Origin of the sequence: Nostoc sp. FACHB-888 (genome assembly GCF_014696655.1) — a bacterium.
In the GTDB taxonomy this organism is placed as follows: domain Bacteria; phylum Cyanobacteriota; class Cyanobacteriia; order Cyanobacteriales; family Nostocaceae; genus Nostoc.
In genome coordinates this window covers 243,574-268,758 of record NZ_JACJQM010000002.1, presented here as the reverse complement: position 1 = coordinate 268,758, position 25,185 = coordinate 243,574, and the positions used below count along the sequence as shown (strand labels likewise).

Annotated in this window: 20 protein-coding genes and 1 pseudogene; 13 read left to right on the top strand and 8 right to left on the bottom strand. The window is 42.2% G+C overall.

The features are described 5' to 3' along the window. Positions 1 to 6: 6 nt before the first annotated feature. Both H6G26_RS02525 and H6G26_RS02520 read right to left on the bottom strand, forming a co-directional pair. The gene (locus tag H6G26_RS02525) at positions 7 to 258 is read right to left on the bottom strand and encodes a hypothetical protein (protein ID WP_190727759.1); all 252 of its coding nucleotides are present in this window, start codon (positions 256 to 258) and stop codon (positions 7 to 9) included. A 92-nt stretch (positions 259 to 350) separates the two neighbouring features. Beyond that, positions 351 to 992, bottom strand: a complete 642-nt coding sequence (locus tag H6G26_RS02520; protein ID WP_190727758.1) for a metalloregulator ArsR/SmtB family transcription factor — start codon at positions 990 to 992, stop codon at positions 351 to 353. 105 nt (positions 993 to 1,097) lie between these two features. Here H6G26_RS02520 and H6G26_RS02515 point away from each other — a divergent pair, with 105 nt between their 5' ends. From H6G26_RS02515 to H6G26_RS02475, 9 genes and pseudogenes are all read left to right on the top strand, one after another. Next, positions 1,098 to 1,820, top strand: a complete 723-nt coding sequence (locus H6G26_RS02515) for an SDR family oxidoreductase (protein ID WP_190727757.1) — start codon at positions 1,098 to 1,100, stop codon at positions 1,818 to 1,820. Positions 1,821 to 1,891: 71 nt separating this feature from the next. Next, complete coding sequence (locus H6G26_RS02510) at positions 1,892 to 2,308, top strand: RidA family protein (protein WP_190727756.1); 417 nt, start codon at positions 1,892 to 1,894, stop codon at positions 2,306 to 2,308. Between the two features lie 16 nt (positions 2,309 to 2,324). Next, positions 2,325 to 2,777 carry a cupin domain-containing protein gene (locus H6G26_RS02505; protein ID WP_190727755.1) on the top strand — a complete coding sequence of 151 codons (453 nt, stop codon included), beginning with the start codon at positions 2,325 to 2,327 and terminating at the stop codon, positions 2,775 to 2,777. Positions 2,778 to 2,790: 13 nt separating this feature from the next. Further along, positions 2,791 to 3,690, top strand: coding sequence for an AraC family transcriptional regulator (locus tag H6G26_RS02500; RefSeq protein WP_190727754.1), 900 nt, complete (start codon positions 2,791 to 2,793; stop codon positions 3,688 to 3,690). A gap of 182 nt (positions 3,691 to 3,872) precedes the next feature. Further along, positions 3,873 to 5,012, top strand: coding sequence for an MFS transporter (locus tag H6G26_RS02495; RefSeq protein WP_190727753.1), 1,140 nt, complete (start codon positions 3,873 to 3,875; stop codon positions 5,010 to 5,012). Positions 5,013 to 5,104: 92 nt separating this feature from the next. Further along, positions 5,105 to 5,728, top strand: a pseudogene (locus H6G26_RS02490) (FMN-dependent NADH-azoreductase). A 176-nt stretch (positions 5,729 to 5,904) separates the two neighbouring features. Continuing rightward, positions 5,905 to 7,545 carry an iron uptake porin gene (locus H6G26_RS02485; protein WP_190727752.1) on the top strand — a complete coding sequence of 547 codons (1,641 nt, stop codon included), beginning with the start codon at positions 5,905 to 5,907 and terminating at the stop codon, positions 7,543 to 7,545. A 165-nt stretch (positions 7,546 to 7,710) separates the two neighbouring features. Further along, positions 7,711 to 8,064, top strand: coding sequence for a hypothetical protein (locus H6G26_RS02480; protein ID WP_242053560.1), 354 nt, complete (start codon positions 7,711 to 7,713; stop codon positions 8,062 to 8,064). A gap of 70 nt (positions 8,065 to 8,134) precedes the next feature. After that, on the top strand, positions 8,135 to 9,022 hold the full coding sequence (locus H6G26_RS02475) for an aromatic ring-hydroxylating dioxygenase subunit alpha (RefSeq protein ID WP_190727751.1): 888 nt from the start codon (positions 8,135 to 8,137) through the stop codon (positions 9,020 to 9,022). A gap of 551 nt (positions 9,023 to 9,573) precedes the next feature. Here the strand turns inward: H6G26_RS02475 and H6G26_RS02470 are convergent. From H6G26_RS02470 to H6G26_RS02460, 4 genes are all read right to left on the bottom strand, one after another. Then, positions 9,574 to 10,290, bottom strand: a complete 717-nt coding sequence (locus tag H6G26_RS02470) for an acyltransferase (protein WP_190727750.1) — start codon at positions 10,288 to 10,290, stop codon at positions 9,574 to 9,576. A gap of 612 nt (positions 10,291 to 10,902) precedes the next feature. Next, positions 10,903 to 11,034, bottom strand: coding sequence for a hypothetical protein (locus tag H6G26_RS43690; RefSeq protein ID WP_277883756.1), 132 nt, complete (start codon positions 11,032 to 11,034; stop codon positions 10,903 to 10,905). A gap of 362 nt (positions 11,035 to 11,396) precedes the next feature. After that, a complete protein-coding gene (locus H6G26_RS02465) occupies positions 11,397 to 11,588 on the bottom strand; it encodes a universal stress protein (protein WP_190727749.1) in 192 nt (63 codons plus the stop codon). A gap of 15 nt (positions 11,589 to 11,603) precedes the next feature. Then, positions 11,604 to 17,270 (bottom strand): alpha-2-macroglobulin, encoded by a 5,667-nt coding sequence (locus H6G26_RS02460; RefSeq protein ID WP_242053559.1) that lies wholly within the window; start codon positions 17,268 to 17,270, stop codon positions 11,604 to 11,606. Positions 17,271 to 17,794: 524 nt separating this feature from the next. Here H6G26_RS02460 and pbpC point away from each other — a divergent pair. Further along, entirely contained in the window at positions 17,795 to 20,146 is a 2,352-nt protein-coding gene (gene pbpC / locus H6G26_RS02455; protein ID WP_190727748.1) for a penicillin-binding protein 1C, read from the top strand. Between the two features lie 79 nt (positions 20,147 to 20,225). On the opposite strand, the gene H6G26_RS02450 is transcribed toward pbpC, so the two are convergent. Continuing rightward, the gene (locus tag H6G26_RS02450) at positions 20,226 to 20,483 is read right to left on the bottom strand and encodes a HAMP domain-containing sensor histidine kinase (RefSeq protein ID WP_347242424.1); all 258 of its coding nucleotides are present in this window, start codon (positions 20,481 to 20,483) and stop codon (positions 20,226 to 20,228) included. 74 nt (positions 20,484 to 20,557) lie between these two features. Between H6G26_RS02450 and H6G26_RS02445 the strand changes: the two genes are divergently transcribed. Then, complete coding sequence (locus tag H6G26_RS02445) at positions 20,558 to 21,325, top strand: red chlorophyll catabolite reductase (protein ID WP_190727747.1); 768 nt, start codon at positions 20,558 to 20,560, stop codon at positions 21,323 to 21,325. Between the two features lie 133 nt (positions 21,326 to 21,458). On the opposite strand, the gene H6G26_RS02440 is transcribed toward H6G26_RS02445, so the two are convergent. Continuing rightward, positions 21,459 to 22,388 (bottom strand): NmrA family NAD(P)-binding protein, encoded by a 930-nt coding sequence (locus tag H6G26_RS02440; protein ID WP_190727746.1) that lies wholly within the window; start codon positions 22,386 to 22,388, stop codon positions 21,459 to 21,461. A 222-nt stretch (positions 22,389 to 22,610) separates the two neighbouring features. On the opposite strand from H6G26_RS02440, the gene H6G26_RS02435 reads away from it, so the two are divergent. Together H6G26_RS02435 and H6G26_RS02430 are read left to right on the top strand one after the other, a co-directional pair. Continuing rightward, a complete protein-coding gene (locus tag H6G26_RS02435) occupies positions 22,611 to 23,675 on the top strand; it encodes a nitrilase-related carbon-nitrogen hydrolase (protein WP_190727745.1) in 1,065 nt (354 codons plus the stop codon). A 90-nt stretch (positions 23,676 to 23,765) separates the two neighbouring features. After that, on the top strand, positions 23,766 to 25,184 hold the full coding sequence (locus tag H6G26_RS02430; protein WP_190727744.1) for an aldehyde dehydrogenase family protein: 1,419 nt from the start codon (positions 23,766 to 23,768) through the stop codon (positions 25,182 to 25,184). Position 25,185: the final 1 nt, after the last annotated feature.

The following is a 25,185-nucleotide window of genomic DNA, read 5'->3' as shown; positions in this document are numbered from 1 at the left end:
AAAAAATCACCCAGCAATACCTTTGCCACTCTTGTAGTTCATCGCCCTGGGTTTCCTCTTGCCTATAGGGAGTACTTTCGATTGCTTGGGAGGTTGAGGAGGACGGCATTGCTCACAGTAGAGTGGTCGCACACCAAAGGTTTCTCGTTGTGTAGGTTGCTCACATTGCTTACACACAAAGTTAAAAACGCGAGTATGAATTTCCCGCTTGTGCGCTCTAACGGTGTACTCTCGGACATCGATTGTTTTGCTGGACATTGGCTAAAAAAATGGCTCTGCTTCTTAATAATAGAGAATTCAGAATTCAGGAGTCAGGAGTCAGAATTGAATTTTTTATTGTTCAGTTCTGTTTAAGTACTGATAACCAGATATACACAACGTCTATCGCCTGCCAAAATGTGTTCAATTCGTTCAATGCTCACATCGTTACCTAAAGCTGCTTGAAAGATTTCTAACTCCATCCGACACAGCCCAGTGCAAGCAGTTGCCACCGCACAAATGGGGCAATGCTTTTCAGCTAGGAGAAAAGTGCCATCACTTTGAGCCGTGACCTCTGCCATGTAGCCTTCCTCGGTTCGCTGGACTGCTAACGCTTCTAGTTGCTGTTGAAGCGGAGCATACCGAGGCATGATTGCTCGATACGCTTGAATTTGTTCGCGAGTTCTGACTTCCAGTAGCCGATCAAATCCCTCTTCACCAAATGCCTCTTTCATTGAGTTAATCAGACCCAACGTTAACTCAGCGTAGCGATCGGGGAAGAAACGATCAGCAGCAGGCGTTAACTCCCATAACTTGGCAGGCCGTCCCATCGGACGTGCTTCTTTCTGGTACGTCACAAATCCTTCTTTTTGCAAAGCATAGATATGCTGCCGCACTGCCATTGCGGTGATGTTCAAGTGGGAGGCAAGGGTTTCCGCATCCGTTGCTCCTTCCTGTTTGAGATATTGGACGATCGCCCGTCGAGTCCGAACGCTAGTTGATTCTGCTTTCATACTTAATAAATTAAAGAAGAAGCTTTACAAAGTCAAGTTAAGCACTTATGATTCTTACTAAAGGTTTTTCTTTATAAAGTTGCAACTTCTCAAGTTGGTGCAGTAATGGCAAATATTGCGATCTTTGGAGCTAGTCGCGGCGTTGGCTTAGGCTTCAGTGTTGGGTTGCCGGATGCAGGCGATACGGTGTTTCTCATCTCCAGAACTCGCCCTCCTAGCCTTGATCGCGCCGATCAAGTGTCTAGAGTTTGGATTCCGGCAGACTTATCGCTTACTCAGACTGCTGCGGCTAAAGTGGCTGAGGCAATTGGCGATCGCGCGGTTGACTTTCTGTTCTACAACGCCGGGATTTGGGAGGAGAATGCGTTTGAGCCAACCTATTCCTTTGAAAAATCCACTCTAGAAGAGATGGAACAAATTATCCAAGTGAATCTGCTGGCTGCGATTTTCTGTACTCATCGGTTGTTGCCAAATCTCAAGCGTTCAACCAATCCCCGTGTTGTCTATATGAGTTCGCTTTCGGGCTTAGATAACTCTGGCGCACCGGAAGTGGCGAATACTGCATCTAAATTTGGGCTGCGGGGTGTGGTTCATGCCCTGCGGGAATGTTTACGAGAGCATCGTATTCCAGTGACTTCGCTCAACCCAGGTAGTATTGCGGCAGAAATCGCCTATGAAGCTGGGGCAGAGGCAGCAATCCAAACCTACGACAGCAGGCAAATTCCAATGCAGGATTTGGTTCTCTTACTGCGCTGTTTGCGTCAACTATCGCGCGTCTCCTGTGTGAAAGAGATTGATATTCCGGCGATGTCCGATCGCTATGCCTGAGCAATTTTGTCTTTACTCAGTTGATATCCTGCACTGACAACTTTCAACAAAATTGATTTAAGAGTCAAATCATGGTTCAACAAATTCAGCACCTCAATCCCCCTGGATTCTTCGATCCATCTCATTACGGTTTCACCCATGTTGTAACGGTTCCCGCTAACACAACTCTTATCTATATTGCAGGTCAATTGGGCATGGATGAGACGGGCAATCTGGTTGCGGCTGACTTTGCGGCTCAGTTGAAACAGGCATTTGCTAACCTTCGTGCAGCATTAGCAGCAGTTGGGGCAACCCCAGAAGACGTTGTGAAAATTACAGTACTCTCAGTTGATCACGATGCCGAAAAACAGCAATTGATCTCAGCCGTACGGAATGAGATGTGGTCGGGCGATCGCAAACCCACCAGTACTTTGATTCCTGTACCCAGATTAGCAGTCGAGGGGCTATTGTTTGAGATAGACGCCGTTGCTGCAATTCCCAATTCTTAATCCAGAGGAGCTTCTAATGTCGTTACCGATTGTTCTGCAACCCGGTGAAGGAAAGTCCGTTAAACTAGGCACCAGTACCTGCACATTCAAAGTGACTGGGGAGAACACAAATGGACACTTTGGCTTGTTTGAATTTGTTATGGAACCAGGAACGAAAGGAGCCAGTCCACACATCCACAAGCAATTGACCGAGATATTTTATGTGGTAGAGGGAGAAGTGGAGTTGCTGTTGGATCGGCAAACAATTATGGCTGCACCGGGCGCAATGATGCTCGTGCCAGAAAATACGCCGCATGGGTTCTCTAATCCTGGAACAGTGAGATCGACCCTACTGATCCTCTTTTGCCCTGCCGATTCACGGGAGCAGTACTTTGAGGGGTTAGCCCGGTTAACCGAAAACGGGCGGCAACCCAGCCAAACTGAGCTACTGCATCTGATGCAGCAATTTGATCAGTATCCAGTTCCATAGAAGGAGCCAAGCAATGGTAACTTCAGATCTCTTAGTTGTTGACTTTGTTCAGCAGGATGATGTACTGAAGCTTTACCCGGAAGCGCCATTACTCTCCAGTGACAAAGCAGGATGGGACGGCATTCAACTGCAATATCATCGCCATCCACCGCATCAGTTGGCAGAAAATTATTCCAGGCAACATCGCATTATCATTCACGATCGCAGCCCATCGCCGCCAATGGTTGAAGAGATGATCGAACATCGCTTTCAAAAGCGGCAATTTGGATATGGCGATGTGACGGTTGTGCCAGCTGATGTCCTCAATTCGGCTTATTGGAACACCGAGTACGAATTTATTACTCTCAGTTTTGAGGCGAGGACGTTTGCACGTCATACCTTCGATCTAACGACTGCCACTGATGTCGAGCTTGTCCCCAGTTTCAGCAAACCTGACCCCTTGATTTACAGTCTTGGCTTCACGCTCAAGTCAGAGCTTGAGTCTAGCGGAGTTGGCAGTCGTCTCTATATTAATTCGTTAACAGCTGCTCTGATGACTCATTTATTGCGGCACTACTCAGCCCAAAGATCCATCTCTAGACCTCAGAGTGGTTTAGCCAAAAGACAATTGCAGCAGGTGATTGATTTCATTCATCAGCACCTTGAGCAGGACTTGACGCTTGCCGAACTGGCAACCATTGTGCAAATGAGTCCGAGTTATTTTTCAATGTTATTCAAACATTCAACCGGATTAGCACCACATCAGTATGTGATTCAGTGCAGAGTTAATCGCGCCAAGCAGTTACTGCGACAAAGTAATTTGACGATCGCAGAAATTGCTTACAGTCTTGGCTTCACCCATCAAAGCCACCTCAGCCGTCACTTCAAACGATTGGTAGGCGTAAGTCCCAAAGTATTTCTCAAAAGTCAGTAAGAATGTGTCCAAAAACTCAAGAACGTGCAAGACGGCATTGAGACGGTTTTGTAGAGTTAGTTTATCAAGATTGTTCTTTATAAAGTGCAGCTACACCGCCTGAAGTTTGCTGGAACAATCGCATATTTAATGCAAACCAAGGTTTTTTTGACGGATACAACTTGTCTTTCAGGAGTTTCACAATGAAACGGCCCCAGTTCATTGTGGCAATAGCCATTTTTCTCATCACTCACGCAACGAATTTGCAAATTCCCCTGTATGGTACTTATGCAAAGATGGCAGGTTTTGGTAGTGGTGTTTCGGCGATCGCTTTCTCAACCTACATTGCAGGATTGTTGCCGGCGCTGGTTCTGCTGGGTGGAGCCTCTGACCGGATTGGACGCAAAACTGTCATCCTCACAAGCTTGCTATTGGCTTGTGTCGCAACGTTTTTAATGATTGTTCAGCCGAATATCTACACGCTGTTCGTCACACGAGTTCTACAAGGAATTGGTGTTGGTTTTATGACTGGAACAGGAACGGCATACCTATCAACGCTGATGCCACAAAATGCCACGAAGGTTTCTGCTTACGTTAGCTTAACTACTGCTTTGGGCTTTTCCAGTGGTGCGCTGTTTACGAATGCCGCTTTGTTTTATCGCTATTCACTGGTGCCGTTTAGCTATTGGGTCGTCTTTATTTTACTTCTGGGCTGTATTGGTTTAATTATTAGTATTCCAGAACAGGCAACGACTTCAGCAGCGTTGATCCGGCTGCCAAGCTTCTCAATGGGCACAGTTTGGGCAGGGTTAGCGATCGCATTGGCATGGTCTTTGGCAGGAATTGTCGGTGTAATTTTACTTACCCAGTTAGCAAGATATGGTCTACCGAACTGGGCAGGTTTGATGTTGTTCATCATTACGATTGCGGGGGTTATGTTTCAACCTTTTGCCCGTCGGCTAGAGGCACGCCGATCACTTCAGATCAGTGCTGTTCTGCTGGTAGCTGGCTATTTTAGCTTCACATGTGGAGCGTGGCTCGGTCATTTAGGGTTGGTGCTGGCAGGAGTGGCGATCGCTGGAACGGCGTGCTACGGGTTCACCTACCTGGGTGGATTGGCTGAAGTGGTACAGATGAGCGGCACTCAATCTGCTTCCTTCACCTCTGGCTATTTTGTCTGCGCTTATTTGGGGTACGGTATCCCTGTAATTCTGATTGGCTTTGTGTCTGACAAATTTGGCGTGATGCACACGCTATTTGGCTTTGGTGCAGTCTTGCTGGTTTGCAATGCCCTACTTTTTGTCAGATATCAACGAATAGCAAAAAACCAGCAGAATGCTTAGTCATCTTTATTTCTAAGCTGCAATCTTACTCATACAACACCTGATGTAATTGTTCTTTTGACTCTACAAACAGGTTTTAAGAGGATTAATCCATGAAACTTTTGCACCTTGATTCTAGCCCACGCGGTGAGCGCTCTATCTCACGCTCCTTAACCCAGCAATTTGTGACCCTGTGGAAACAAATGCATCCAGATGTTCCTGTCATCTATCGCGATTTAGGACGTTATCCAGTACCCGCGATCGATGAAACCTAGATTACTGCTGCGTTTTGCCCCCCGGCTCAACTCACTCCAGCATTAGAATCTGCCTTGATGATTTCCGATGAATTGATTGCTGAACTGCTGGCGGCAAACCTCTATATCTTTGGCATTCCTATGTACAACTATAGTGTACCTGCCAGTTTCAAGGCATACATCGATCAGATTGTGAGAGTTAGACGAACGTTTGTGGTGGGTGCTGATGGTTACGAAGGACTGTTGAACGATAAAAAAGCGCTGGTAATTACAACACGAGGCGGAAGTTATGCAGGCGAACCACTCGATTTTCAAGAGCCTTACTTGCGGGCAGTGTTTGACTTTATTGGTGTAGCTGATGTCACGTTTATCCATGCCGAAAATCTGACAGTGGGTGCTGACGAACGAAAAAAAGCGATCGTAACTGCTTATGAAACCATCCAACAAGTTGTAGAAACTTGGCAATCTACTACCTGCATCTGAATCGAGCGACTAAGTTTTGTATTGCCTGCAATGTATTGCTCTCTATCTTTTCAATGATTATGAATCGCAACATCGTTTGGCTAATGCCGCCGGGATGTTTTATGTTGCTCGTTGCTTTTGGTAGCACTCACGCTTGGACGTAAGCGCTAACCCTTCTAAAAATCTACTGCTGAAGTATGCAAAATTATTGGTTTGCAAATTTTCATATAATGGGTTGTTTGAGTATTTTGAGCTTCGTCATCCTAAATCATGCAACTCCTACCTTAGCCGAGACTGTTGAGGAAAAACTTTCTCCTGTTACTCCAACTTCAATTACCCAGCTAATTCCTGAAAGTATTCCCCAAGAATCAGGCGCAATGCTACAAGGACAAGTGACTTCAGTAAATCAACTAGATGATGTTCAACCTACAAATTGGGCATTTCAGGTGCTTCAATCTTTGATCGCTCGATATGACATTCTTATAAGCTATCCAGACCAAACTTTTCGGGGCGATCAAGTAATGACTCGCTACGAATTTGCAGTAGCATTGAACGTAACACTTAAACAAATCAGCGAACAAATTGCTCAAGGAACTGGTTCACGAATATCTCGTGATGATTTAGAGATATTACAAGGACTTCAAGAAGAGTTTTCTGGTGAATTAAGCACATTACAAGAGCGTGTAGATGGATTGGCAGCCCGAACTGCTGAGTTGGAAACTAACAAGTTCTCGACAACCACCACATTGTCAGGAATAGTTGTGTTTGGAGCTACTGAGGGAGGCTATAGTGGCGATCGCATTGTTGATGTCACAGGCAGAGAAATTGCGACAAAAGATCCAAATTCTACATTCCTTTACCGAGCTACCCTAGACTTGACTACAAGTTTTAATGGAACAGATGCACTAGAACTCTGGCTAGAAATTGGCAGCAATGGGGCAGACGACAATGCAGCAGGATTATTAGAACCCAGTTTTGGCAGCGTTTTAGACTATTCAGCCAAACCGCCCGTTGAAGAGTTTGGCGTGTCCCGTCTGAATTATACCTTTTCTCCATCTGAGGATTTGACGCTTTCCCTGGGCCCAGTCATCAGTCTGACTGACTATGTAGACATCAACCGTTATGCAAATGTCAGTTTTTTAAACTTCTCTACGCAAGCATTGGTAAACAACTATATTCTTTTTCCAGTTCAAGGGCTAGGAGCGGGTGCTGTTGTCAGATGGAATCCGAATGAAGGCGCATTTACGGCGCGAGCTGCTTATGTGGCGCCATCTGCAAGTCAATCGAGAATAGAGAGTTCTTCTCCAGTTCCTGGTATTTTCCCACTGGGATACATTCTTTATCCCAACGGACGAGGAGAAGGAGGGCTGTTTGGCGATCCTTATCAAGGAATCATTGAGTTAGAATACGCTCCTTCTAGAACGTTTGCGCTACGCTTGCAATATGCGGGCGGTAGTATTTTAGGAGGGGAGTTTGATGTCTTTGGAGCCAACTTGGAATTGACGCTTTCAGACTGTATTGCTGTCTTTGGACGCTATGGTTACGGTAGCTACGCCAATACTGCCTTTGGTGATTTAAAGCCTAGCTATTGGATGGCGGGTGTCGCTTTTGTGGATCTATTCATTGAAAATGCTCTGGCAGGCATAGCTGTAGGACAACCGTTCATTGCAAGTGAAATAGGAGATTCGACACAAACGAATTTCGAGGCTTTCTACAATTTTCCAATTAATGGTAATATCCGTGTCACACCTGTGTTTCAAATGATTACAAATCCAGCTAATCAAGGCGTCAATGGCGCAATCCTGACAGGTACACTCCGCACCGTCTTCTCCTTCTAACAAACCTCTATTTAGATGATGACACACCGGAATTATTATGAGTACGCGGATACTTGAGGGGAGCAGTAGGGCAGAACTGTTCCACGTCTTTTGAGTGCTGTATAGTTAGAGTTGTCCAATAATATACAAGAGTATTGTAAATTAGTAGCCATAAATTCTCGATACATGAAAACTTTCATCTGTTGTGTTGCTCTGCTCGGATTTGGCGCTAGCTTACTAGCTAACAGCCCCAGTACTGCCAATGAATCATCTATTATTAGGAATAGTCTCGTTGTTGCACAAACTGCTAGTAGTGAAGAATTCATCGCCGGAGGTACAGAACCTTTTTGGAGTGTTACTGTGAGCAAAAGGGGAATTGTCTACTCTTCACTAGGTGTGCAAAAGCAAAGCTTCTCCTATGTTGCACCCCTAAAAGCAGAGGGGCGTCCCGCAGACTTGGTGCGAGTCTACCGACTTCAGGGCAAAAGCAACAATATCTTAAATCATCAAAAAATTTTATGCCTTAAACAGTTTTCGTAATACATTTCCCTGCATTAATTTCAAATAAACTCATTTGCGATCGCACAATCGCTTTAATCCTAATTCTAAGATGGTAAAAACACCTTTATTTTTAAGAAATACTTGGTACTATGCATTACCAAGTAAGCAACTAAAAGCTGGACAAATACTTTCAAAAACACTCTTGAACGAGCCAATCGTTTTTAGTCGCGATCGCTCAGGCACAGTCTTTGCCAAGGTAAGTGAAACGAAAAGTTATCCAATAGAAGAGGCGCAAGGAAATATTTGGATTTATATGTCAAATGATGAGACTTCCTTAATCTTAGAAGACATCCCACGAATCCCTGAGTTTGCCGATCAAAGCCACCAAGCTGTTGAGTGCATTCACTTTCCCTGTGATGTTGATCACGCCGTAGTAGGACTGATCGATCCTGCTCATATTGCTTTCGTTCACCAGGCTTGGTGGTGGCGTTCTCCTGAAACACTGAAGGAGGTAGTCAAAACCTTTGAACCATCTTTGTACGGCTTTACCATGCGAAAGCACCCACTAGAACAACAAACCTTGTTCTATCGCTTAATTGGACGCAATCCACAGATTGAAATCTCATTCCGTTTACCGGGAATTCGTATTGAGCGGGTGTCCACTGATAAACATATAGTTTGTAATTTAACAGCAATTACTCCCATTTCCGAAACTGAAACCGAAGAAACAACTATGTTTTACACAACTTTACCTTGGTTTCCTATTCTCCAGGCATTGTTACTATTCTTTACGCGTAGTTTTCTCAATCAAGATCGAGAAATTTTGCTTAAACAACAAATCGGCTTGAAACATAATCCATCCTTAACTTTGGTTGGAGATGCTGATGCCCAAGCTCGTTGGTATTATAGATTGAAGGCAGAATTTGCTAAGTCTCAAATACAGGGGCGTTCTTTCGTTAACCCAATTAAAGAAAAGATACTTCGATGGCGTAGTTAGACCTATTCAGAAGGTATGTTGTTAGAAAATCCATCGCCATTGGGACGGAAACACTATTTTGCCAATGTTCTCAATCCAGTTTCGCTCTCCCCGAAAGTGGTAGATAGGACTTACGCACTGAAGCCTGAAACCTAAATCCACCCTAGCCCTTAAAAAGGAGACTTTAGAAGTTCCCCCCTTTTTAAGGGCTAGATGGAGTCTTCTCTCGGTAGATTTTTCTATAATTTTAGTCATTGAGTTAATTTCTTACTATGGTTTTGCTCATATAGAACTCCTAAATCATTCATGAGATTTCTGAATTCTGCTTTTGTTCTCTTTCTCTTGGCGTACTTCTCTGCGAGATGCTGCGCGTTGGCAAAAGCCTTTTGCAGAGATAGCGATTCGTGATCAATCCGCTTTCTCACTACTCAAATAGGATTACTATAAATAGATTTACCTCTAGTTCACGTGTTTAAGAATGTTCAGATTTCTGTTGCCAAAAGATAGCGCATCAAACTACGAAATGGCTGCCTGTGTTCGGAGAAAACTACCCAGGCAAACCTTATAAAAACTTAGTTTGAAGATGACATAGGCAATTCTGTAGACTGAGCAAGTTCTTTACCGTCACGGCTTTTAATTACTCGTGCAGGTATACCCACAGCTACCGAAAATGGTGGAATATCTTTAGTAACAACAGCGCCAGCACCAATTACACTGCCTCTACCAATAGTGACACCATCTAATACTTTCACCCCATGACCTAGCCAACAGTCATCCTCAATAACGATCCCCTCACAAGTAATACCTTGGTATTTGATTGGCTCTGTGGGATCTGTAAAATTGTGATTATTAGCATATATTCCAGTGTGAGCTGCAATTAAACAGTGTTTGCCAATTTTAATGTCACCAGGGCCACTAATACAAACGTTAGGGCCAATAAAAGTATCTTGACCAATATCTATACAAGTGTTGTTTAGTGCCCCTATCACAACGTTACGCTCAATGACAACTCCATTTTTTAGATGAATTCTATTGTTTTCGTTTCCTTTTCCATCCATACGAACACCTTTAAAGATATAAACTCCATTCCCAATTTCAATAGAATCAGTACTGAGGAATTCAACACCATCTTGAATATAAACTGAGCTACCTATCTGGGCGAAAATAGTCCGATATAGCAAAGCACGTAACTTTACGCCCCCAAAAATTGTTGGAATGTCACTTAAAAAAGTAGTTAACACAAGTTGTTTAAACCGCTTCAATTTTGAAAAATATTTCCAGCTATTCATATCTGTATTGTTCCCAGTAAAATTGTGAACTTGGATCGTGTAGTGCCTAATTAAAGCAATCCTGTATTTCGTCTTGTTGTGTACCATTTATATTTTTATATCTGCTTTTTTCAGTCGTAAATTAATAACAAAAAGATGCCTGAAATAAAGTTTTTCACATATTTGAAAAACCCAAGACAAGCTCTAAGCTTAAAAACTATCAAATACAAGTGTTATTTAATTGTTAAACATAGCTATACAAGAAATGCTGTATCTGTTTACAAGCAAATTCTGTAATTACAGCAGTTTGCAACGGTTTCAGTTGTGCTGTTTTATTTATTGCGTGTACTACTTGGAAATTAGACAAAATACTTTTTTGTATTTGGAACGGATGAATACTGAAGCTTAATGCTTTCCCACAACATCAAATGCCTAACTCTCGATGTGTATTAGTTAGCAATTTGACTAGCTACTATAATTCAGATATTCAACCATCAAATATCAAAGTAGTTATTTGAATTCAATTACATCTGTTTATGCTGTTCCGAAGTCGGAATTAAGTTTACTTGCTGCCATCAAGATGTAATTATCGAATTCCTTATAAACTTTCCAAGCAAGTACAAGCACATTAATTTAGGGGGGAGTATCTCCAACTTCAGCCATCACATTGAAGTTAACCATTGGAGCAAATAAATAAATACTTCCCCGATTACTATAACGGCTTCCTTGCAGCCAGTTTTTATAGTCTGCTGCTCTTGTCATCATTACGTACACAGAGAATTTACATATTTACTAAAGCGCTTTTATAGTGACACAAGTAGTGTGCTTTCACTATCCTAAAAGAGAGTTACCAAATTCTTATAAAGAAACAGTAAAGTTTAAACAAAAAACATAAAGATTTCAAAATCGACATAATTATAGAATCAGTACTTTCCTGATTTAGAGCATTAATGATACTAATCCTAAATCTCTATAATTAAATAGATAACCACTATAAATCAGAGTAAACACAGATATAAAAAACAACCATTATTGTATTTTTGGTGCTTCATCAGACTGTAAATTTTACTGCTCATTCATAACATTAAGTATTGACAATCACCTTTTTATGGATGTTTGACAAAAATCTACTTGAATAGCAAGACAGGGATGTAGCTGCTGCGTGGCACTTGGGCTGTAGTACTGCCAATAAGTAAGTGCCGGATGCGGCTGTGTCCGTAGGCTACCATCATCAGTAAATTGATCTCTTGCTTTTCTACGTAGCTGGCTATAATCTTTTCTGGTTCGTCATGTATTATCTGACAAATTGTTTTAGCCAAAGATGGCGTAAATAATTACTTTCCATCCTCCAGTATTAATGTAGACTCAGCTGTACGTCCAAATTCTTCTGGTGCATATTGCAGGTGAACCTCTGCACCAGGCCAAGAAAATGTACCAGGAGTAACAGAACGGACTAAATAGTGCAAACTATAAACTCCTGGTTCCAGGTGGTCTGAGTAGGCGATAATGCGATCGCGGTACACATTCTTAAAGCCCAATTCCCAGTTATCGGCTTTTGCTTGTAATGCAGCTGTGGTAGTTTGGAAACTTGCGTCCACAGCTTCAAAACCTGATGGTAAAGGGTCTTTAATCACCAGATGATCTATAGGATGATCAGCGATAACTTCTAAACCGATATCAAACACCTGTCCAGAGGCTAAAGTCAAGGGTTTATCGAAAGCGTAAAGACCTGTTTTTTGTAAAACTTTCTCTTTATTTACTTGACTAATTTCTCGTGTTATGCGTAAACCATGAAATCTACCTGGTTGATTTCCCTGCAAGCGATAATTATAAGCAACCAGATAGTGCAAAGTCCCATTACCTGATTTTTGCAGTGTTAAATCATGACGACCACGAGGCAATTGATTCATTGGCACATTTACTTGTAAGCTAGGATTTTTGTAGCCATCAAAGCGATTTTCTCCTAACTTATTACCAGCTAATTGCACTGTGGCCACAAAATTAGGTGGCGTAGGTTGCAGTTGGCTATATTCTACCAAAGCTGTTAATGCTTGGGCATTATTATAGTTAGTCTGCCAAGTGCCATTCCGTCGCAGTGCCAAAAGACTTTGGAATAATTTATCTATAACTTCTGGTTTACTCTGCTTGGCAATAAATAAGCGTAAAGCTTGTGCTTGCGTCGTGGTAGATGAACTCATCCATCCCCAACTGTTGGGTAAACTCACAACTGCTGTGCGACCAGTTTCATATATACTCTGTTGCAGCTTGTTTACTAATTGTTGAGATTCGTCTTGCCATTCTGGGAATTGAGATAAGTATCGCGCCAGTTTAATTTGAGTTACTAAATCAAAGTTATTGCGCTGCCCATAAATATCTGTAAGAAAAGTATTGCGTTTATCTCCTATTTCTGCTATGGCTATTAAAGCGTTAAGTTGCAGTTGCCTTTTACATAATAGTTGTTTACAAAAATCATATTCTCCAGGATTCGCCAAAACTTTTTGCAAATAAGCTTTCAGGCGAGACACCATTGCAGAATCGACTAAATTAGGAAACACCTGACTGGCTTTAGCCAAAGACTCACCTGCATAAGAAGAAACCCAAGGGTCAGATTTTTCTTGTCCGGGGAAAGCAACAAAACCACCATCAGCTATTTGGAGTTTTTGTAATTGTTCAATGGCTTGTTTTGCCTGTTGGCTAGGATTAAATTCTGAAAATGTCTGACCATATTTTTGTGTAAGATTTTGCAGATTGGCCGCAATTATTAACTGACTTGCAGCAGGTTCGGTAAACGGCAAATCATTATCTTCTAAAACCTGCTTTGCTGGTGCTTGAATCTCTGGAATTAAGGTACTCGCCAACTGAATATCTAAACCTCCCGCATTAGGAGAGGTATTTTTATTAACATTCAAGGGAATTTTTACTTGTTTTTCAGTCACACCAGTTTCAACGACTTGTTCTGTAATTTCAATTGGCTTAATTTCCAAAGGAACTTCAAAAGCATCTGCGGCTGTACCATTTAGCTGAGTAGTAAAGCGAACTTTCCCAACTCCCACGCTATCCGCCACCATTGGAAAGCGATAAGCATGAGTTGCGGATTCAGCTTTGGTTTGCAAAGCAGTAGCTGTGGGGTTTTTGTCAGCAAACTTCACATTACCGCTAAGTTCGCCATTAATTGAGAGATTTCCTGTATTCCCAGTGTTGTTAGTTACAGATAAACCACCAAGGATGCGATCGCCTGGACGAGCAAACTGTGGCAAGATGGCATTAGTTAGCAGTGGCTTTGTGGTGATAAACGTCGCGTCTCCATTTCCGAAACGCAGATTTCCATCAGTGGCGACAGCCATCACCCGCCATGTAGTTAAGTCATCCGGGAGTTTAAAGGTTATCTGTGCATTACCGTTTGCATCGGTGAGAACAGAACCGTTGTAGTAAGCTAAGGCTTGAAAGTTTGTGCGAGTGCGAGTATTTGCTGCACCAGTAGAGAAACCACCGCCGTAACCCCAACCTTTGGGTTTAGCTACATTTTGTGGTTGTAATATGACATCTGGTCGGTTATCGCTAAAGCGGGTAGATATTGACTGTTCTGCATAAACTGTATCTACCAAATCTGGCGGACGATAACCAGAAAGTTGTAACACCGCCTCATTTACCACCATAACTGTAAACTGTCCTTGGGTGGGGTTTCCTTGATTATCCTTCAGTTCTAGTTGTATCGTTTCCTCCGCACTAGGTTCTAATGATGCTTGAACTGGCTTAACTTGCAGTTTTAAATACTTATCTTCTAAATTAACTTTAAAAGGTGTAAACCCAATCTTCACCAAATTATCTAAACTTCCCGCTTCCACTTGATTTATGGGTTTACCTTGCCTGACTAATACAGCTTCAATGGCTGCATTTGGTAGCATTTCTGGCGTGACTTGAAACTGAATTTGTGGTGCACCTCCCCGAACTTTGGTAATCTGTTGATAAAGGGGTTTGTCTTTAATTACAGCAAAATACAATTCTGCATCTGGATAGGGAGATTGAATAAGTACAGTAGCAGTTTCACCAGGTTTAAACTCTTTTTTATCTAATTTAACTTCTAAGACATCTCGTTCTCTAGAACCCCAAAATACTGGATTTCCCCCAGTTGCCCAAATTTGTAAATCTGTGGCGCTTAATTCTGATTTAGCATCAGTAAAATTAACTCTAATCCGGTATGAGCCAGATTCTGGCGCTGTCAAATTTGCTGATTGTGGATTGCTACCGGATGTAATTTCTGCTTGTCCTACTGTTTTATATTCAACTTGATTTTTGGGTGTTTGGCTACCTTCAACTAATTGTGTGACGCTGCTGTATTCTATCTGTTGTAATTCTAGGCGCACCCGTTGGTCTGTTATCGGTTTTCCTGTAGGGTCAGTAACAACCACTTCAATGGGAAAAGCCTTACCAGCATCAGCGATAAAATTACTTTTTAATCCAATGAGGCGATTACTTGGTAGGGCTGTAAAAGTTTTGGAATTCGCTACAGACAGATTAGAAATATCTGCAACTTGCACATCTACTCGGTAAGTCATCGGATATGGTAAATCATTTGCTACATTCACAGTTTGGCTACTTTTACCATTAGCATCTAGTTGGGCATTAGTTTGCAACACATCACTAGATATAGTAGGAGTTTCTTCTGGCCATAACCATTGCCGACCAAAAGTGAATTCTTCCCAACCTTTGGGAATAAAATTAGCCTGTTGACGAGTAATAAAGTATTTTGCTTCTCCACCTTCTACAGGCGCACCAAATAAATAATTACTTGTAGCATTAATATTAACTTTTTCGTCAATGTAAGCAAATTTTTTATCTGAATTGACTTCAACTTTAAAATTGGGAGGCTTAAATTCAGCTACCCGAAATTCTCCAGAAATTTCTTGCCCATTTTTGCCCTTAGCCTGGATTGTATGGTAGCCTAAACGCTGATTTGTCTTAATTGGCAGTTTCAGAGAAAATGTACCAAAGTCATTTGTAGTTTGTGTACCTAAATTGGTCTTTTGTCCATCAGGATTTACCAGAGTTAACTGGTAAACAGCATTTTTATCTTGCTGGATTGCACCATTTTGCAAGAAGTCAGCAAAACCAGTTAACCAAGCTTTTTCGCCTGGTTGATATAACTGTCTATCTGAAAAAATTACCCCGCGTGATTCTGGTTTACCATCTTGCCAACCTGCATCAATACCGTAGCCATAAACGCCGCTATATTCTTCGGTTCTAGCAAATGCCCAATCTTGATTCTCACGGGCAATTACTAATAATTGTGGTGATTTACTAGAACTTTCATTCCCAGAATAACATTGCTGTAATTCTTCCCGATTAATTCTAAAAGTTCCATTTTCATCAGTTTTACCTGTTGTACAAGGTGCAGGTTCGGGGCGGGATTTAGCCTCTAACTTTGATTGATAAATTTCAACAGCCGCCGCTTGAACTGGTGAACCATCTGTAAGATGATTGACGCGAATTAAGCCTGACTCAGGGAACCACTGAGTAAATACACCCAAATTCGTCAATTCAACCATGCCATAAGTGGTAGGTTCTCGCCACAGTTCTTTACCATTCTCCTGATATTTATTAGTGCGGGCTTGCACTCCGTAAGCTAACATTCCCGTAGCCGCACTTATTTTTTCCCGGAGAGGAACAGCAACGTCAACTGATTGATTTTTATTACCCGATACCTTGAAATTTTGCCAATCAGAAGGTTTTGGTAATAAATCATTACCATAATTAAAATAAACTAAATCTGTCGGTTTAACTACTCGATAAGCTGCTTTGTATTTTGATTCTGGCAGATTGACTGTACTAATATTGATCTGTAAATTTTTACCTGTAGGGAAAATATTCAAATCTGATGGTACCCAGATATCCCCAGCTAAATCTCCAGTATCATATTTAAGTGTGACAGGTTTACCTAAAGTCTGTCCAAACTTATCTTTGAGATTTTCGCCGATAGTAATTGTATAAGTTTTGGCGGGTTCTAGCGCGTAAGGGTTAATGCCGACAATTTTATCTTCATCGTTAATTTGCAGAATTCTCGAAATATTTTTTGGTGCCGGATTAATGTTAATATTTTCTTTAGCTGAATCTGCCATTAAGACATTATTAAATTCTAACTGGGGACTTCCTTTAATAAATCTTCCAAAAGTTCCACCTGCATCTGGCTGTCCGTAATAGTTAATTTTATGAAACGCCAAAGGCGAATAAGTAGCTAACTTACTGGTAAATTCTTTTTCTGTAGGGAGATTGCCATAAGCAGGACGTATTCCGGGAGAAAATACTAGCCGATAAGGGGTTGCTTTTTCAAGATTTTGCTGTGGGATGAGGTTATAAATCCAGTTGCGTGCTGAAGGGTCAATTTTTTCTAAAGGATCTTCATTTTCTAATGGTTTTTCTTCTTTGTTTAATTCAACTTTAAAATCTGTACCTTTATTTTTACCTTCAGGAATTAGCTGTAAATGTTCTTGTACAGAAGTTAAATCTAATTCTACATTAGAAGTAAACTGTAGCTTTTGTTTTAAATCAATTGGTTCAATATCAGCCTTCTCAATGGGATTGACACCGGGTAAATTAGTCAGTTTGATAGACTCGGTATTGAAAGTCCAAGGTAAATCTTTGTCTAAGCGATGGTTTTTTAAATCAGCTAAACCTGCTTTAAGAGTGACTTGAAATCTTGTCGCTATTGGCAATGCTTTCTCGGCTTGAAAACCCACCATGCGCGGTGTCAAAAAGCGAAATTGACCGGGTAAAGGCGGCCAAAGCGCAAATTTTTCTAAAATTTTCTGCTGTTCTGGACTGTCGAGGCTTTCAACTGGGATTAAAGCTTCTTTAAAGCGAATGCGGATTTGGTTAAGAGGTTTGGCATCTCCAATGGGACTAATTTGTTCAATCCAGTCTGGTAGCTTTGGCGGTGTTAGCGGGGAAACGGCTGGGAGTTGTTCTTTGCTTGAGTTGATACTAAAAAAATTACACCCTGCCATTCCTAGCATAAGTGTAAAGAGAAGAATAAACTGTGTTGTTCTCTTGCTACTTGAGGAATGACTAATTTTTTTTAACGTAGGCGCTTTGCCTTGCCGCAGGCTACCGCCAAGGACGCCAAGGAAGAAATAGAGAATTTTATGGTAGAGATGGAGTAGAACTCTAATAATCATATTTTTAGTAATTTAAAATAAAAAAATCGCAAATTATAGCAAACCAAAGTTTTATCCCCGATTGAGTTGGCAATGCCAAGACTAATAAAGGACGCCAAATGAATATTTTTTACCCAGAGTTTGGATTTAAGTATGTTTATTTACATAGATAACTAATTCTGTATGATTGTTCCGAAAAATCACTACAATTCTTAACTATGAAGAAGTATTTAAGTTCTGCAAACATTAATTTACATCTGCTAAGTTAGAACAAATGAATCATTTGAATCATTAAGGATATGACATACTTACTGATGTAGATGTAATCACCGCGTCAAAATTAAGGTAAATTTTCTTAGACAGGGGATTCCCTGATGAAACTGATTTTACGATCGCTCCTCCAAATTAAGCACAGTAAAATTATCCTGGCTGTGCTGGTAATCTGTCTGGTGGTACGCCTACTGCCTTATTTTGCGCCCATTCGAGCCGCAGACATTGCTCAAAATCAACTGGCAATGCAATTTAGCGATCGCAATGGTTTACCATTAGGAACATTGCTCACCCGTGACCAAGAGCATACATCAGTAATACTACTAAATCAGGTTTCGCCCCAGTTTATCCATGCTATTTTAGCCGCCGAAGATGGCAGCTTTTACCATCACGGGGCGTTGGATATGAAAGCTATTATCCGCGCCAGCAAAGAAGCTATCCACGCCAAACGAATTGTTTCCGGCGCTTCCACTATTACTATGCAGTTAGCCCGGATGTTAGATCCTGTACCGCGTAGTTTCTCTGGTAAACTGAGTGAGATTTGGCTATCTTGGCGGTTAGTAGCAGGGATGAACAAAGATGAAATTCTCTCTGCATATATCAATCGGTTGCCAATGGGAGGCAATATATATGGTGTAGAAGCAGCCGCACAGACTTATTTTTCCATCCCAGCTAGTGACTTGAATCTTGCTCAAGCTAGTTTGTTAGCTGCTATCCCCAATAATCCCACATACTTTAACCCTTACCAGCATTGGGAACGGCTAAAACAGCGACAAAAATACGTTCTTAATCGTATGCTACAGGAAAAGTATATTAGTGGTGCGAACGCAGCTCGAACACAAAGCGAAAAAGTTGTGTTTCAGTCTCGCCCACAAGGAATTATCGCCGCACCACACTTTTTATTTTGGTTAGCCAATCAAATCCCCCCTAACAAAGAGAGGAATCAAACCCCCCTTTCAAAGGTAGGTTGGGAGGATAAATCCGTTATTCGCACAACTATAAATCGCCCTTTACAGCAGTTTGTCGAAGCACAGGTGCAACAGGTAATTTCTTCTCTGGCTGCCAACAACGTGCATGATGCATCTGCGTTGGTGATTGACAACCACACTGGTGAAGTATTGGCTTATGTCGGTTCCCCTGATTATTTTAATGAGGCAAAACTAGGACGCAATGATGGAGTGCAAGCGCTACGTCAACCAGGATCTACCCTCAAGCCTTTTGTATATGAATTAGCTTTAGAAAAAGGTTTAATTCGCCCAAATACCATTTTGGCAGATGTACCTGCCCATTATGCAATTCCTGGCGCAAAACTTTATAGCCCCACAGATTACACCGAAAGCTTCCTTGGCCCTGTGCGCGTGCGAATCGCTTTAGCAAATTCTCTAAATGTACCAGCAGTACGGGTGTTAGAAAAGGTAGGTGTGCAGACTTTCCTCGAACATCTGCATCAATTGGGGTTTGAACACCTTAACCAAACCCCAGAACATTATGGTTTGGGTTTGACTCTAGGTAGTGGCGAAGTCAGTTTATGGGAATTAGCCCGTGCCTACCTGACCATAGCACGACAAGGAGATGCTACCCCTTTAGTAAGCACATTTTCTAATTCCCCACTCCCTACTCCCCATTACCCCTTATCCCCAGAGGGGGCCCCACCTTCCCTATTCCCCAATCACACAATATGGCAATTAATAACTAATATGCTCAGTGACAACCATGCTCGGGCAACAGCATTTGGTGTAGACTCAGTATTAAATTTACCCTTTCCTGCTGCTGTTAAAACTGGCACTTCTTCCAATTTTCGGGATACTTGGACGGTTGGCTTTACCACAGATTACACTGTCGCTACTTGGGTAGGCAATTTCAATGGCGAACCGATGCGCCAAGTTTCAGGCGTTGCCGGGGCTGCACCCTTGTGGAATCGGATTATGTTACACCTGCATGAACATCAAGAACCAGGACGTTTTCTGCCTCCAGAAGGTTTAGTGCAACTACCTGTATGTGCAATTTCTGGTTTACGACCAACACCAGATTGTACCTCAGTAGTGCAAGAATATTTCTATCCAGAAGATAAAATTGCCTACAAACGTCAAAATCAATTCAATTTGCCACCAGAATATGATCAATGGTTGGCAAAACAACAGCAATCAAGTTTTGTATCAACTAATTTGAGAATTTTATCTCCGCATCATGGCGACTTATTCTTAGTGTATCCAGGTGAAGAAGCGAAGCAAAAACTTGAATTCAAATTAGCGGGAAATAAATCTGCGCCTGTAGAGTGGTGGCTGAATGGTGAAAGACTAGATACAAACTCAGCTAATTCTTTATTTTGGAATTTGCGTCCTGGTAAATGGACTTTGGAAGCGAGAAGTGGTGAAATAAGTGATAAGGTAAGTTTTCAGGTAGAGTTAGCTAGTATTAAACCTACGCGTCGAGGTTTTTCTATTAGTAATTATTAAGGAGATAGCATAGAACCCATAGTTGTCGGCATTATATTATTTAGACATACTATTTTGCTTTGTTAATTAATATACTTGCTTACCGTGCCTGCTTAATAGGAATTTCAATCACAAACTCTGTACCCTTAGCAGGTGCAGAAATACAGTTTATTTGTCCCTTGTGCTTCTCTACTATAATTTCATAACTAATAGATAATCCTAAGTCAGTACCTTTACTTATAGCTTTAGTAGTAAAGAAAGGGTCAAACAATTTATCCTTAACTTTTTCTGTTATTCCTGGCCCATTATCTTTAATACTAATAATCACACACTCTTCATTCTTAACTTGAGTATGGATAATAATAGAGCTAAGGTGTTTTTTATCTTCTCCTTCTAAACACTCTGCTTCCCATTCAGCCGCAAACTCAAACTATGACTAAGCAACCAACAGATTTAAACAATAAAGCTGTATTTGATCAGTTGTGGGGAATTACAAAGGAACTCTACGAAAAACTAGAAGCTCGTTTTGAATTACATCCAGACCTTTCTGTAGAAAATTTGCAGCAATACAGCAGTCTCGATGGTAATATGAAAGGTTCGCTCACCGCTTTTTCCGGAGAAGAAGTTGACTGGCTAATTCATTCGTGGCTAGGAAACCCTGAAAAATCAAACTTTAGCAGCGTACGTCTCACCACTTGGTTGAAGTCGCATATTCAGGTTCCTCATTTAGCGTTTGAGTTTCGCACACTTCCAAATATTTTCTTTTATATAGATTACATTCCCCGGACTGAGCTTTTAACCGATTTGGCATATCTCGATCGCTACTATGAACCAGTTAACCAGACATTCTTAAAGTTACAAGACGATTCGCGCCTCAAAGTATTTACCAGCACAAGTCTGTATCTTCGCTTATTTCAATCGCCTGTTAGCTTGTGTTACACGGGCGCACCTACTTTTGATACTCTTGAACTAACTCGCACACTTGCACATGAAACCCTCGATCGCTGGCTAACTTGGGTAGATGCAGCTGAACTTGTGCCAGAAGATGCACGGGAAGCTTTGGCGGCCCGTGATTTGTTGGTACGTCGTAACAGTGCTGAATGTGATCCAGGTAATAAATTTGTCGCACAGATGCTTGGTTCTGAATTGACAGATAAACTTGTCAGATCGCTCTGGGGTGGCGATCGAATTAGTCATTAGTCATTGGTCATTTGTCCTTAGTCCCATGCCCCATGCCCATTAATCCAGAATCGTACCGGGCTTTAGCACTGCAAGTTACCTGTCATGCAAAACTCCATCAACCGCCTACTTTTGCCACAGTCTACTAATCCGATCACAGACTCTCGTAGGTGAGTTCCGCATTTGCCCAGTTGGTTTCTGCCAGAAACTCCCTAAATGTGGTCAGAAGCCCAGGAAACTCCTCTTCTCGTAAACGCCAGACATCGGCTTGATAACCTTGCTTGCGATACCACTGAATCAAATCGAACAGTTCCTTTTGCAGCAAGAGTAAGAAAATCCAGGCGGGTGTCTCTTTGTAGACAACTTTCATTCCCTGCGCTTGGGAGAATGCCTCTGCCATCCCAAGAGGAGTTAGCACATCGCCAGCTAACTCAATTTCTTGACCAATATACTTGGTAGGATGTTTAATTACGTAGGCAGCAACGCGGCCCATGTCCTTTGTTGTAATTAGATGAAGGGGCTTGTTTGGCTGAATAGAAAATGGGAAACTACCTTTAAGGATGGAAGGTCGCGTGTACTTCTTCCAAAACTCCTCCATAAACAAGCAGGCTCGCAACATGGTAGTTGGTAAGCCAGCTGCTTTGAGAATTTGCTCCACTTGGTACTTTTGCTCAATGCGGGGGATTCCTGAATTCCTATCTGCTCCACCTGCGGAATTGTAGACAAAGTGCTTAATGTCAGCCTGTTTAGCTACTTGTGCAACTCGCCTTGCTCTCTCAACCTCTAGCGGGTCAATTTTAGCGGAGTCCGCAGAAGTAGCGTGGCAGTAAACAGCCGAAATTCCTGTAAAGGCTGCTATGAGAGAGGTTTCATCGTCGAGGTTGGCTTTTACTAGTTCAACTCCAGCATCGTTAAGTTTTGCAAGAGTTGGACGATTAAGGTCAATTTCTCTAGTGATGGCTCGCAGATTGGTAACTTTCTGTTCGAGAAATCCCTTGACGACATTTCCACCTGTGCCGCCAGTAACTCCGATGAGTAAGACTTTATCGGTGTTTGATTCTGTGCGATCGGGGAAATTTGACATTCTCTCTTCTCCCTGAAGTTCTCTATATTAAATTTAAGTTTATCCAAAGACAGGAGAAGTAAACAATAGCATCATCTATTGCACATATTGTTTAACTTTGAACACGCAAATTATCATCGGTTTCTCCTCTCTAAATTGACGTATAAACTTGTACGATCGCTCTAGGGTGTGTAGGCGTAGCCCAACCTAGGCATAGCATTCTATAGAATTTGGTGAGCAATTTTGGATAATAACACTGATAATCTAGACTCATTCCGCGCTTTGGCACTGCAAGTTACCTGTCATGCAATCAACCAAGCAAGCGATGCCTCCGGCGGGCTACGCCTACGCCAACAAGCACGATCGCTCATGCAAAACTCCATCAACCGCCTAGCGCAACAAATTGCTGCCAGTATCGCTTTCATCGGCTTCGATTGTCGTTTAATTGTACTGCCAGAATATTTCCTCACCGGTTTTCCGATGGGAGATACTCTAGCAGGATGGGCAGAAAAAGCTTGTATAGAAATGGCTGGTGCTGAGTATGAAGCCCTTGGTAAAATCGCCCAAAAGCATAAAATCTTTTTAGCTGGTAACGCCTACGAAGTTGACCCCAACTTTCCCGGATTGTACTTTCAAACCTGCTTTATTCTTGATCCTTCTGGCTCAATCGTTTTGCGATATCGGCGGCTAAATTCCTTATTTGCTCCCACTCCCCATGATGTTTGGGATAAATATCTTGACTGCTATGGTTTAGAGGGAGTTTTCCCCGTAGCCAAAACGGAGATCGGTAATTTGGCAGCTTTAGCCTCAGAAGAAATTTTGTATCCAGAAGTGGCGCGGTGTCTGGCAATGCGAGGAGCAGAAATTTTTGTCCATTCCACCTCGGAAGTATACAACAAAAACCTTACCCCCAAAGACGCAGCAAAAATCACTCGCGCTGTCGAAAATATGGCATACGTGGTTTCAGCTAATACCGCAGGCATCGCTAATATTGCTATCCCTATTGCTTCGGCTGATGGTGGCTCTAAAATCATTGACCATCGCGGAATCATATTAGCAGAAACAGGTGCAGGCGAAAGCATGGCAGCATTTGCCGAGATTGATTTAAGAGCATTACGCCGCGATCGCCGCCGACCGGGGTTAAATAATTTACTTGCACGCCAACGATTTGAGCTATACGCCGAAAGTTATCGCCAATCACACTTTTACCCTCCTAATACTATGCTGGAAGGAGAAGTAGACCGCAAACACTTCCTCCAAACGCAGCAAGCCACCATTGAACGGTTATCCAAACTGGGGATAATTTGAATCGGGTAATGGGGCATGGGCAAATAAAGAATAAATAACTCTTAACTAATGACCAATGACTAATGACCAATGACTAATGACCAATGACTAATGACAAAACCAATAGAAGTCCGCAATCCTCGAACTGGCAAATTTGACTACGTAATTATCCCGCCGCCCCCAAGGCTGCTGGCACAGCAATGTAAGCGCACGCGCAGGGCGCAAGTTCGCTGGCAGCAAATGGGTTTAGAGGGGAGAATTGAAGCCTTACAGCAGTGGAAAAAAGCGATATTATCAGGACGCGATCGCTTGACGGAGGCTTTGGTAAATGATACAGGCAGATTATCAACCTCAGTATTAGAAATAGACTCCTTCCTCTCTAGCATTGATCGCTGGTGTAAGTTAGCACCGGACTTGCTGCAAGACTCTGCAAAAAATACAGCAATTCCATTTATCGCATTGCAACAAACATCTGTTCCTTACCCTCTAGTTGGGGTAATTAGCCCGTGGAATTTTCCACTGTTGCTGTCTACCATTGATACCATCCCGGCATTACTGGCGGGTTGTGGTGTCATTGTCAAACCTAGTGAAATTGCTCCCCGCTTCGTAGCACCACTGAAAACAGCACTCAGCGCTGTTCCCGAATTGCGCGATGTCTTAACTTTTGTTGAAGGAGCAGGCGAAACCGGTTCTATTTTGATTGAAAATGTAGATTTGGTATGCTTTACAGGCAGTGTAGCAACGGGGCGAAAAGTGGCAGAAGCGGCTGCTAAACGGTTTATTCCGGCTTTTTTGGAATTAGGAGGAAAAGACCCTGCGATCGTTTTAGAATCAGCCAATTTAGAATTAGCAACCTCAGCAATATTGTGGGGTTCCGTCGTCAACACCGGACAGTCGTGCTTATCAATTGAGCGAATTTACGTTGCTGAATCAATATTTGACAAGTTTTACCATCAACTAGTAGCTAAAGCTTATCGCCTTCAACTAGCCTACCCCACAGTCGAAAGTGGAGAAATTGGCCCCATCATCGCCGAAAGACAAGCAGCAATTATTAGCGAGCATCTTCTAGATGCAGTAGAAAAGGGAGCAGTAATTCACTGCGGCGGTGTAATTGAAGACTTAGGTGGGGGTTGGTGGTGTCGTCCGACAGTTCTCACCCAGGTTAATCATTCCATGAAAGTGATGACCGAAGAGACATTCGGTCCCATTATGCCAATAATGCCTTTTTCCACAGTTGAGGAAGCAGTCTCTTTAGCAAATGACTCAATTTATGGATTGAGTGCTGCTGTGTTTGCCTCGGAACCAGAAGCTTTAGAAGTTGCCCAGCAGATAGATGCGGGTGCTATTAGTATCAACGATGCTGGACTAACTGCCATCATGCACGAGGGAGAGAAAAACGCCTTCAAATTCTCCGGTATGGGAGGGTCACGCATGGGTGCGGCAGCGCTGAAACGGTTTATGCGAAAAAAAGCTATTTTGATTAAAACTAACGATACTAATGACCCTTGGTGGTTTGGGGATGGGGAGTGAC